The following is a 10,048-nucleotide window of genomic DNA, read 5'->3' as shown; positions in this document are numbered from 1 at the left end:
GGTCGGTCAGGCCACGCAGGATGTCCATGCACTCGTCCATCCGCTTGCCGCGGCGCTTCCAGTCGACGCCGAGGGCGGCGAAGTCTTCCGGCCACGGCGACAGGCCGACGCCGAGCCCGAGCCGGTTGCCGGAGAGGAAGGCCAGGCTCGAGGCCTGCTTGGCCGCCAGCACGGGCGGCCGCACCGGCAGCTTCACCACGAACGGCGTCAGCCGCAGCGTCTCGGTCACCGCGAAGAGGTGGGCGCACAGGATGAACGCCTCGATGAACTCCTTGCCCTGCAGGAACTCCCGGTCGCCGGTGTCGGTGTAGGGGTAGGTGGAGTCGGACTCCTCGGGATAGATCAGGCTGTCGGCCACGGTCATGCTGGTATAGCCCGCCGCCTCCGCCGCCTGGGCAAGCGGTGCGTAGTAGTCGGCCTGCGTCATTGCCTCGGCATAGGTGAAGCGCATGAGCCAACACTAGAACGTGTTCTAAGTTTCTGCCAGAGTGTTCGTCATGCCACCTTCCCGCGATCGTCCCGCAGGCCTGGACTCACCGCTGACGGCAAGAATCATCAAGTACGGTGCCCGCGCCAACGCCGCGCTGTTCAAGCTGACCGACGGCCGGGTGGGCGGTCGGTGGCGGGTGATGGCGGGCTGGCGCAAGCCCGCGCCGGTGCTTCTCCTGGAGCACGTCGGCCGGAAGTCGGGCCGCACCTTCACCACTCCGCTGCTGTTCATGACCTCCGGCGACGATCTCGTGGTCGTCGGCTCCCAGGGCGGATTGCCCAAGGACCCGCAGTGGGTCGCCAACCTGCGCGCCCACCCCGACGTCGCAGTACGGCTCCCCCGCCGGGGCCGTCGCCTCGTCCGGGCTCGCGTCGCCGACCCCGCCGAGCGGGCCGCGTTGTGGCCACGGCTGCTGGAGACGTACGCGGACTTCGAGACGTACCAGACCTGGACCGACCGGGAGATCCCGGTCGTCGTCCTCTCACCTCGCACCCAGGGAGATTCCTCGTGGACATTCAAGAGCTGATCGACCGCGCCGAGATCGCCGACGCCCTGACCCGCTACACGCTCGCCGTCGACACCGGCGACTGGGACGCGCTCGACACCGTCTTCACCACCGACGCTGTCATCGACTACTCCGAGTCCGGCGGCACCGTCGACGCGTACCCCCAGGTCAAGGCCTGGTTGGCAGAGATGCTGCCGGCCTTCTCCAGCAAACGCCTGCACACCCTCGGCCAGATCTCCTACGCCTTCGCCGACTCGGCCGACGAGGCGGAGATCGTCGCGTACTTCGACAACCCCATGGTCATCTCCGACGGCGCCGGAGGTGAACGCATCGTCGAGGTAGGCGGCCTCTACCACCACACCTTCGTCCGTACGCCCGAGGGCTGGCGCTCCCGCAAGCTCCACGAGCAGGTCGTCTGGACCCGGGGGTTCTAGGCAGCCGTTCCTCGCACCACCCAGTCCGCGAGCCGGCCAGCGGCCCGAGCAGGTCCCGGCCGCGGTCGCTCAGTGCGTACTCCACACCCGGCGGCACCGTCGGGAACACCGTGCGCGTCACGACCCCCTCCTCTTCCAGGACCCGCAGGGTCCGGGTGAGCATGCGCTGGCTGATCCCCTCGACCCGGCGACGCAGCTCGTTGTAGCGGTGCGGGCGCTCGGCGAGCATCATCACGACCAGCAGGGTCCACTTGTCCCCGAGCATCTGCACGGCCTGCGTCACCGGGCACGCCTCGTACTCGCCCGCCGCGACTGTCTCCGGCAGACCCGGACCGAGCGCCGCACTCACCATGTGCGTCGTGCCGCACTCCTTCTCGGCCACCCGCTGGGGCACACCGGTGTTCCCATCTGACATTGAAGTGCCTTCTTCCGCGAGAGCCGCCGGACGGCGAGGGTTGCTGACATCAGCAACCTATCCATGAGGGAGAAGAAGATGAGCACGATCGCGGTCCTGGGCGCGGGTCCGGGCCTGGGAATGTCGGTGGCGCAGCGGTTCGCGAAGGAGGGGTACGCCGTGGGGCTGGTCTCGCGCAGCGCAGATCGCCACCCGGGTTACCTGGAGGCTCTGGCATCGACCGGCGTACGCGCCGTCGCGGTCGCGGCCGACCTGCGGGCACCCGGGGAGGCCGCCCGCGCTCTCGCCGAGATCACCTCGGAGCTGGGCCCTGTCGACGTCGTCTACCACGGTCCCGGCGCCCACGACCTGAGCGCGCCGACCGCCGGGATCCTGGAGACCGGACCCGCAGACCTGCGCCGTGCGATGGCCGAGACCGTCGAGCCTGCCGCCGAGGTCGCCTCTCTGGTCCTGCCCTCGATGCGGTCCCGCGGAAGCGGCTCCCTGGTGTACGTCTCCGGGCTCAGCGCGCTCGTCCCGCTGCCGTTCCTCGGCCCCTACGCCGCCGCCTCGGGCGCGCTGCGGACCTACGCCCGCACCCTCGCCGCCGCGGTGGCCGAGGACGGGATCAACGTCGGGTCGCTCGTCGTCGGCGGTCTCATCGAGCGCGGCGACATCCACCAGATGCTCACCGAGCCCGGCACGCCCGCCCCGTACGCCACCCTCGACCCCGACGAGATCGCCGACGCCGTCTGGCGGCTGGCCACCGGAACCGAGGACGAGGTGGTCTTCGACGTGCTCTCGCAGTCGGCAGCGAGCTGACACACCCGGAACGTCGGTCAGGTCGCCGCGAGGTGCTCGATGACGGCGCGGGTGATGACCTGCGGTTGCTGGGCGTTGGCCAGGTGGGCGGAGTCGGGGACGACCAGCAGTCGGCCGTCCTCGACCGCCTCGGCGATCTCCTCGAGATGTGGTGGCGGGGTCGCGGGGTCGTCGGCGCCCGCGATGGCGAGGGTCGGGGCGGTGATCGCGGGCAGGTCGGGGCGCAGGTCCATGTCGGCGATGACCTCGCAGCAGCCGGCGTAACCCTCGGCGGGGGTGCCGGCGACCATCGCCTCGCAGGACGCCTTCACGTCGGGGTTGGTCTGGAGGAAGCGCGGCGTGAACCAGCGGGCGACGACCGCCTCGGCAACCGCGTGGGTGCCGTCGGCGCGCACCGTGGCCGCACGGTCGCGCCAGGCGGAGGACGGCGCCAGGTGCGCGCCGGTGCACAGCAGCACGAGACGATCGACCCGTTCCGGGTTTCGCGCGGCGAGCCGCATCCCGGTCATGCCCCCGAGCGACAGGCCCAGGAAGTGGGCCCGCTCGACGCCGAGGCGATCCAGCAGGGCGACGACGTCGTCGGCCAGGTCGTCGATCGAGTAGGGGCCGGGCGGAACCGGCGAGGCGCCGTGTCCGCGGGTGTCGTAGCGGACGACCCGGAACCGGCGCTCGAGGTCGGCCAGGTTCCCGTCCCACATCGCGTGGGTCGACCCCAGCGAGTTGGACAGCACCACCACCGGACCCTCGGCCCGGCCGGTGACGACGTGGTGGACGTCGACAGCGCTCACGACGCCACCTGCTCATGACAGGGCAGGGTCACGAAGGCTTCTCGGATGGTGGCGTCCATGCCGGAAATCTAGGATCGCCCACCCTGCGTTGTGAAGTATCGATCAGGCGGCCATTGATACGCCCGGCATATCAAGCGCCGCGTATCAACGCGGCGAGCCTCAGCCGAGGCCAGGTCGCGCGTGCAGGCCGCCGCCGGACTCGTAGAGCAGACCCTTGTCCTTGATCAACTGTCCCGCGGCCGCCAGGACCGGGCTGGCGCCGACGGCGGAGCCGGCCATCGAAGTGATCGCCTCGAACATCTTCACCGCGGCGTCGTCCACCGCCGGCCAGTTCCACTCCGACGGCGCGGGACCGATCGGCTCGACGGCGTGCCAGCGGGTCGCGCGGGCCTCGGCCATGGTGGTCAGGGTGCTCCATCCGAGGCCACCGAGACCGACCACACCACCGAAGTTGAGGCTGATCAGCCCCCAGCCGCTGCACTGGTACTCATAGGCCGACGGACCGAACTCAGACTCGTCGAGCTCGACCCGGGTGATCACCGGCTCGGGTCCGGTGTTGGGGGCGTAGAGCTTGAACGCAGGCCGGGCCGCGAGCAGCGAGGCCGATGCCGTCGTGGTGATCTCGCTCAGCGGCTGGCCAGGCGCCGAATAGGCGTCGAAGACCCTGAAACCGAGGTCGAGGGCATAGCCGACGACGAACCGTCGGTCGTCCTGCGCGGCGTAGAAGTTGCGATTGAACACGGTGGGGGGAAACCTCGCTTGTGCCCCACCGACCACCCGCTCTGTTTCGCTGCGGGTGACAGGTGGGATGTGGTTCGGGCAGCGCGACACTATCGCGCCAGGCGCGTCGACCTGGCAACCGGTTGGTGATCTGTGTCTCTCGCGAGTCCCTCAGGAGTAGGTGCCGCGGACGGTGTCGGTGGTCGGCAGCGACTGGCAGCCGAGCCGGATACCGTCGTCGAGGTCCTCCTGCTCGAGCACGTCGTTGCGCACCATCTTCACCTCGCCCTCGAGCAGCCGGAAGGCGCACGCGGAGCACTCGCCCTCGCGACAGGAGTAGGGCGCCTTGATGCCCTTCGACTCGAGGAAGTCGAGCATGGGCGTGCCCGGGTCCCAGTCGTCGTACGTCGTCGTGGTGCCGTCGAGCTCGATCTCCAGCGTCACCGGCTGTTGGGCGATGCCGTCGACGATCTCCGCCTCGGCCTCCTCGACCGGAGCGATGTCGCCGAACGGGTTGCCGCCCAGGGATGCGAACTTCTCCTGGTGGCGCCGCGCCCGCGGGAACTCCAGCTCTTTGAGCGCCGCGACCGTCGCCTTCATGAACGGCGCCGGACCGCAGACGAAGGCGTCGTAGGTCAGGTGGTCGGCCGCGAACGCCTTCAGCTGCTCACCGGTGGGCAGCCCCTGCACGGACTCCAGCCAGTGGACCACCTGGAGCCGGTGCGGGTGCTCGGCGGCGAGCCGCGCCCACTCCTCGGCGAAGATCACCGAGCGCTCGTCGCGGTTGGCGTAGAAGACCACGATCCGCCCTGTGCCCTCCCTCAGGGCGGATCGGGCGATCGAGATGATCGGGGTGACACCCGATCCACCGGCGAAGAGCAGGAAGTCGGCGTCGATGTCGGCAGGGGTGAAGATCCCGCTCGGCGGGAGCACGCGCAGCGTGTCACCGGGGCGAAGGTTGTCGCAGATCCAGTTGGAGGCGTAGCCGTCGACGGTGCGCTTGACGGTCACCGTGAGCGGGTCTCCCGGGGCGCTCGAGAGCGAGTAGCAGCGCGCTGCCAGGCCGTCGCGGTCGCTGGGCACCGCGACCGTCAGGAACTGCCCCGGCTTCGGCTGGAAGGCGTGCTTCGCGTCCTCGGGCACCTCGAAGACGATCGAGTGGGCCTCGGCGGTCTCCTTGATGACGTCGCGGACGGGCAGCAGGAAGGAGTCAGTAGCCATCCTCGGCTCCGATCTGGATCCGGCCGTCGGCGACGGCCGCTTCGATGGACGCGGCCAGACGGGGGCAGCGGGCGTGGACGAGCCGCGCGCCGTCGGCGGCAGCCTTGCGACGTACGAGATCTGGGCACTGGGCTTGCGCCTCGGCCGTCCACTGGACGGAGGTCTGGTGCTCGCTGTTCTTCTTCACACCGACACGGGCCAGGCAGTCCAGGCACTCCACCTCGACCAGACGGGCCTGAGTGTAGAGCCGCTGATCCTCGACGGTGTCCGGGGACGTCGGGACGAACGAGGCCATCAACTGACCCCTGCGTCGCTCGACTCAGGGTTCCCGGCCTTGTCGGCCTCGATCCGGCGGAGGTTCTCGGCGACCTCCTCGTGCCAGTATTCGTTGGCCTTGGTGGTGTCGACCTCGAACTCGAAGCGAGCCCGCATCTCGGGCTCGATGTCGGCGACGTCGACGTAGAACTGCTCGTACCAGCGGCGCAGCTGGTAGACCGGGCCGTCCTCCTCGCACAGCAGCGGGTTCTGCACCGGCACCTTGTTCTGCCAGATGTGGACGTCCTGGAGGAACCCGTCGCCGAACATGTCGGCGTACTTCTTGCCGATGAAGTTGGCGGTCTTGTCGTCGAGCCCCTCGGGCTTCTTGACGGTGATGCCGTACTGCAGGAGGAACGAGTCCGGACCGGTCGGGATGTGGCAGTTGATGAGGATCACCTCGGTCACGAAGCCTTTGTAGTCGACCTCGAGCCAGTTGATCATGTACGCCGGGCCGTAGTAGGTCGCCTCGGACTTGAGGAACATGTCGGCGTCGCCGTAGCCGCCGGCCACGTCGGGGCGCCCCTTGGACGCCATGTACTGCGTGGCGGTGTGATCCTCGAAGACGTTGCGGAAGTCGGTCGGGAAGGCGAAGTGCACGTAGTAGAAGTGCGCCATGTCGACCACGTTGTCGATCAGCTCGCGGCAGTGGCTGCCCTTGATCGGGACGGTGTTCCAGATCCAGTCGGTGTAGACCTCGCGGTTGCTGATGTCGGGCAGCTCCGGCGGCAGGATGTCGTAGTCGGCCGTCGAGCCCTCGGGGTCGTGCCAGATCAGCAGCGAGTCGTTGCGGATCACGGTCTCGTACGCCTTCGTGCGGGCGCGCAGCGGGACGCGACGGGCGTAGGGGATCTGCTTGCAGCGGCCGTCGGCACCCCAGCGCCAGTCGTGGAACGGACAGCCGATCTCGTCGCCCTTCACGGTGCCTTGGGTGAGATCGCCGCCCATGTGGCGGCAGTAGCCGTCGAGCACGCCGAGCTCGCCCTTGCTGTTCTCCCAGACGACCAGCTTGCCGCCGAACGCCTCGACCGCGTGCGGCTTGCCGTCCTTGAACTGGCTGGCCAGGCCCAGACAGTGCCAACCGCGCGCGAAGCGCTCCGGCTGGGAGCCGTGGTCGAGCGTGCGGGTCTGGGTGGTGGGGTCGGCCATGGTCGTACCTTCCGCTGGTCTGAGCCTGGTGGGCCTGTTCAAAAACAAGAACCTGTTCTAGTTTTATCACATGCATGTGGCCTTGACACCCGCCCAGGAGCAACTTCGCTCAGAGCTCAACTCCTATTTCGCCCAGCTGGTCACGCCCGAGCGCCGTGCCGCGCTCGCCCGGGCATCGGGCGAGTTCGGCGACGAGGCCGACAAGGAGGTCTACCTCTCGACCATCCGGCAGATCGGTGCGGATGGCTGGCTCGGGATCGGCTGGCCGAAGGAGTACGGCGGCCAGGACCGCTCCATGGTGGAGCAGCTCATCTTCACCGATGCCGCCGCCGTGGCCGGGGTGCCGATCCCCTACCTCACGCTCAACACGGTCGGCCCGACGATCATGCGGTTCGGGACCGAGGAGCAGAAGGCGTACTTCCTGCCGAAGATCCTCGCCGGCGAGCTGCACTTCTCGATCGGCTACTCCGAACCGGGCTCGGGGACCGACCTCGCCTCGCTGCAGACGAAGGCGGTGCTCGACGAAGGCACCGGCGAGTGGGTGATCAACGGCCAGAAGATGTGGACGTCGTTGATCCAGTATGCGGACTGGATCTGGCTCGCCTGCCGGACGGAGCCGGAGGCGTCGCGCCACAAGGGGCTGTCGATGATCCTGGTGCCGACGTCGGCGGAGGGGTTCTCCTACACACCGGTCCAGACCGTGGCCGGGGTCGGCACCTCGGCGACCTACTACTCGGACGTGCGCGTGCCTGCCTCGAACCTCGTCTCCGAGCGAGGCGGTGGCTGGGCGCTGATGACCAACCAGCTCAACCACGAGCGGGTCGCGCTCACCTCGGCCGCGCCGCTGGTGCACTCGCTGGGGCTGGTGACGGAGTGGGCGCGGACGACCACCGTCCCCGGTGGGGGTCGCGTCATCGACGCCGAGTGGGTCCAGCTCGCGCTGGGCCGGGCGCATGCCCGCATCGAGGCACTCTCCCTGGTCAACTGGAAGCTCGCCTCGGACGCCGACCACGGGGTCGCGCTCTCGCCGGCCGAGGCGTCGGCGACCAAGGTGTACGGCTCGGAGCTGGCGACCGAGGTCTACCGGACGCTCATGGAGATCGTCGGACCACACGCGGGCCTGACCGCCGACTCCCCCGGCGCCGTGCTCGCCGGACGCCTGGAGCGGTTCCACCGCTCGTCGCTGGTGATGACCTTCGGCGGCGGCACCAACGAGATCCAGCGAGACATCATCGGCTACGTGGGCCTCGGCCTCCCCGCCGCCAAGCGCTGACCACCCCGACCCCCGAGGACACCTCATGGACTTCTCCTTCACCACCGAATCCGACGACGCCGCCGAGCTCGCGGCCAAGATCATCGGCGACGCGACCACGCTCGAACGGCTGCGTACGGTCGAGGCGGACGCCGGCGACCGCGGCCGCTTCGACGCCTCCCTCTGGTCCGCCCTCGGCGAGGCCGGGTTGCTCGGCCTCCATCTGCCCGAGGACCATGACGGCGCCGGGCTCGGGCTCATCGAGCTGTGCCGCGTGCTGGTCGAGGCAGGACGGCGCGTCGCGCCGACGCCACTGGCGGTGCACGGGCCGTGCGGGCTGCTCCTTGCGGAGACCGCTGCGGACGCGCTGACCGGCGTGGCCGACGGGTCTCGTGTGCTCGCCGCCGCGGTCGCCGAGGAGCACTCCCACCTGCCCGACTCCCCCACCGTCATCGCCTCGGGCGACACGATCACGGGCGTGAAGACCCTGGTCAGGGCCGGGATGATCGCCGACGCGTTCCTGGTCACCGCCTCGGTTCCGGACGGCACCGTCGGGGTCTTCCTGGTCGAGGCGTCGGCCGCCGGCGTCGACCGCCACGCTCAGCACACCAGCGACGGAGACGTCACCGCGCTCGTATCCTTCGCCTCCGCGCCGGCGCGCCGGATCGGCGACGCCTCCACCGCAGCCCGCCTCGGTGAGCTGCTGACCGTCGCCGCTGCCGCCGAGCTGCTGGGGGTCACCGAGGGAGCGCTCGAGCTCACCTCCTCGTACGCCAAGACACGCGAGCAGTTCGGCCGTGCCATCGGCACCTTCCAGGCCGTCTCCCAGCGCCTGGCCGACGGGTTCATCGACGTACTCGCCCAGCGACTCACCCTCTGGCAGGCCGCCTGGCGGGTCTCGTCCGGACTTCCCGCCGCCGACCAGGTGGCCGTCGCCAAGCTCTGGGCCGCCGACGCCGCCCACCGCCTCGCCCACACGACCGTCCACGTCCACGGCGGGGTCGGGATCGACCTGGACGGCGAGGCGCATCGCTACTTCACCACCGCCAAGCGCTTCGAGTTCGTCTTCGGCGGGGCGACCGAGCAGGCTCTGCGGATCGGACGTACGTTCGCGGCGTCCTGACCTTGCGGCGGCCCTGGGGGCTCGGGTGTTTCGCCCGAGCCCCTCTCGTCGTGGCGGTTCTCTGTGCTGTATTGCGACAAGCAACCGGGCTGTGCGATAGCGCTGCGGGTTATCGAGCGCAGGATGTGCGCCGTCGCGGTCGCGATCGCCGGCGTCCTCTATGAGGTGGCCGCTCCCCGCGCCGACGAGACCACGCTCGACGGCGCGGCGGCCTGGGCCTCGGCCGACTGGAGCGTCGCTCACATCAGCGCCATCGTGGCCCTCATCCTGATCCCCCTCGGCTACAACGCGATCAGGGCTTCATCGACAGCACAACGCTGGAGAGGACCCGCCTTCGCCGCAGCCACCATCGGCCACATCGGCTCGGGGCCGACCATCTCCTACTACAGGGGCTGAGGCGCTCGGACTCCCTTCCCCGCTGGAGCGCCGTCCAGCTCGGCACTGGCCGCAGTTCATGTGGGGATCTGGATGTGTGTCCGTCGGTCTCGTGCCTGGGTTCCAGCGCGGGTGGGGCCAATTCGTTGTCTGGGTTGGGAGTTCTAGAACCAGGGTGTATGGGTTGGGTGCCATTCACCTGACTTGTCCGGGTTCCAGCGTGGTCTGGCTTAATCGGGGATACCTGTCCCTGATTGGGTTCGGCTTGTTTGATGTGGTAGGCTCGGCGCAGGCGTGAACGTGAAGGCCGACCACCTCGAAAGAGGCGTGCCCTTCTCATCCGAGAGCCATCGGGTGCGGGGTGATCCAGGGGAACCAGGGGCGTGAACGCTGAGCTGCGAGGGTAAGTAATAGCCCGTACTGCCGGGCCTCCGAGACCAGCGAACCAGACGGATCTGCG

At 69.3% G+C, this 10,048-nt stretch carries 12 protein-coding genes and 1 pseudogene; 6 read left to right on the top strand and 7 right to left on the bottom strand.

Features of this window, described 5'->3' with window-relative positions; genetic code table 11:
* On the bottom strand, nt 1–451 hold a 451-nt coding region (locus tag ACFVJS_RS22495), incomplete at its 3' end, for an LLM class flavin-dependent oxidoreductase (RefSeq protein ID WP_378885149.1).
* 46 nt (nt 452–497) lie between these two features.
* Here ACFVJS_RS22495 and ACFVJS_RS22490 point away from each other — a divergent pair.
* Complete coding sequence (locus ACFVJS_RS22490) at nt 498–1,016, top strand: nitroreductase/quinone reductase family protein (RefSeq protein ID WP_378885146.1); 519 nt, start codon at nt 498–500, stop codon at nt 1,014–1,016.
* Nucleotides 998–1,429, top strand: a complete 432-nt coding sequence (locus ACFVJS_RS22485; RefSeq protein WP_378885143.1) for a nuclear transport factor 2 family protein — start codon at nt 998–1,000, stop codon at nt 1,427–1,429. The genes ACFVJS_RS22490 and ACFVJS_RS22485 overlap by 19 nt, the downstream gene beginning before the upstream one ends.
* A gap of 103 nt (nt 1,430–1,532) precedes the next feature.
* Here ACFVJS_RS22485 and ACFVJS_RS22480 read toward each other — a convergent pair.
* Nucleotides 1,533–1,658, bottom strand: a pseudogene (locus tag ACFVJS_RS22480) (winged helix-turn-helix transcriptional regulator); the annotation flags it as partial.
* A 264-nt stretch (nt 1,659–1,922) separates the two neighbouring features.
* On the opposite strand from ACFVJS_RS22480, the gene ACFVJS_RS22475 reads away from it, so the two are divergent.
* Nucleotides 1,923–2,645, top strand: coding sequence for an SDR family NAD(P)-dependent oxidoreductase (locus ACFVJS_RS22475; RefSeq protein ID WP_378885141.1), 723 nt, complete (start codon nt 1,923–1,925; stop codon nt 2,643–2,645).
* A gap of 17 nt (nt 2,646–2,662) precedes the next feature.
* On the opposite strand, the gene pcaD is transcribed toward ACFVJS_RS22475, so the two are convergent.
* The 5 genes from pcaD to ACFVJS_RS22450 form a co-directional block, all read right to left on the bottom strand.
* Nucleotides 2,663–3,433: a 3-oxoadipate enol-lactonase gene (gene pcaD, locus ACFVJS_RS22470; protein WP_378885138.1), complete on the bottom strand. Its 771-nt coding sequence runs from the start codon at nt 3,431–3,433 to the stop codon at nt 2,663–2,665.
* Nucleotides 3,434–3,592: 159 nt separating this feature from the next.
* Nucleotides 3,593–4,174, bottom strand: coding sequence for a hypothetical protein (locus ACFVJS_RS22465; protein ID WP_378885135.1), 582 nt, complete (start codon nt 4,172–4,174; stop codon nt 3,593–3,595).
* A 150-nt stretch (nt 4,175–4,324) separates the two neighbouring features.
* On the bottom strand, nt 4,325–5,374 hold the full coding sequence (locus tag ACFVJS_RS22460; RefSeq protein ID WP_378885131.1) for a 2Fe-2S iron-sulfur cluster-binding protein: 1,050 nt from the start codon (nt 5,372–5,374) through the stop codon (nt 4,325–4,327).
* Nucleotides 5,364–5,669, bottom strand: a complete 306-nt coding sequence (locus tag ACFVJS_RS22455) for a hypothetical protein (protein ID WP_378885128.1) — start codon at nt 5,667–5,669, stop codon at nt 5,364–5,366. Before ACFVJS_RS22455 ends, ACFVJS_RS22460 begins: the two co-directional genes overlap by 11 nt.
* On the bottom strand, nt 5,669–6,838 hold the full coding sequence (locus tag ACFVJS_RS22450) for a Rieske 2Fe-2S domain-containing protein (RefSeq protein ID WP_378885125.1): 1,170 nt from the start codon (nt 6,836–6,838) through the stop codon (nt 5,669–5,671). Before ACFVJS_RS22450 ends, ACFVJS_RS22455 begins: the two co-directional genes overlap by 1 nt.
* Before the next feature lie 70 nt (nt 6,839–6,908).
* Between ACFVJS_RS22450 and ACFVJS_RS22445 the strand changes: the two genes are divergently transcribed.
* From ACFVJS_RS22445 to ACFVJS_RS22435, 3 genes are all read left to right on the top strand, one after another.
* Nucleotides 6,909–8,111, top strand: a complete 1,203-nt coding sequence (locus ACFVJS_RS22445; RefSeq protein WP_378885123.1) for an acyl-CoA dehydrogenase family protein — start codon at nt 6,909–6,911, stop codon at nt 8,109–8,111.
* 25 nt (nt 8,112–8,136) lie between these two features.
* The gene (locus tag ACFVJS_RS22440; RefSeq protein ID WP_378885120.1) at nt 8,137–9,213 is read left to right on the top strand and encodes an acyl-CoA dehydrogenase family protein; all 1,077 of its coding nucleotides are present in this window, start codon (nt 8,137–8,139) and stop codon (nt 9,211–9,213) included.
* Between the two features lie 123 nt (nt 9,214–9,336).
* Nucleotides 9,337–9,609: a hypothetical protein gene (locus tag ACFVJS_RS22435; protein WP_378885117.1), complete on the top strand. Its 273-nt coding sequence runs from the start codon at nt 9,337–9,339 to the stop codon at nt 9,607–9,609.
* Nucleotides 9,610–10,048: the final 439 nt, after the last annotated feature.

It is taken from the genome of Nocardioides sp. NPDC057772 (assembly GCF_042798075.1).
GTDB lineage: Bacteria > Actinomycetota > Actinomycetes > Propionibacteriales > Nocardioidaceae > Nocardioides.
Note: the sequence above shows the minus strand (reverse complement) of the source record. Positions and strands in the feature narration are given on the sequence as shown.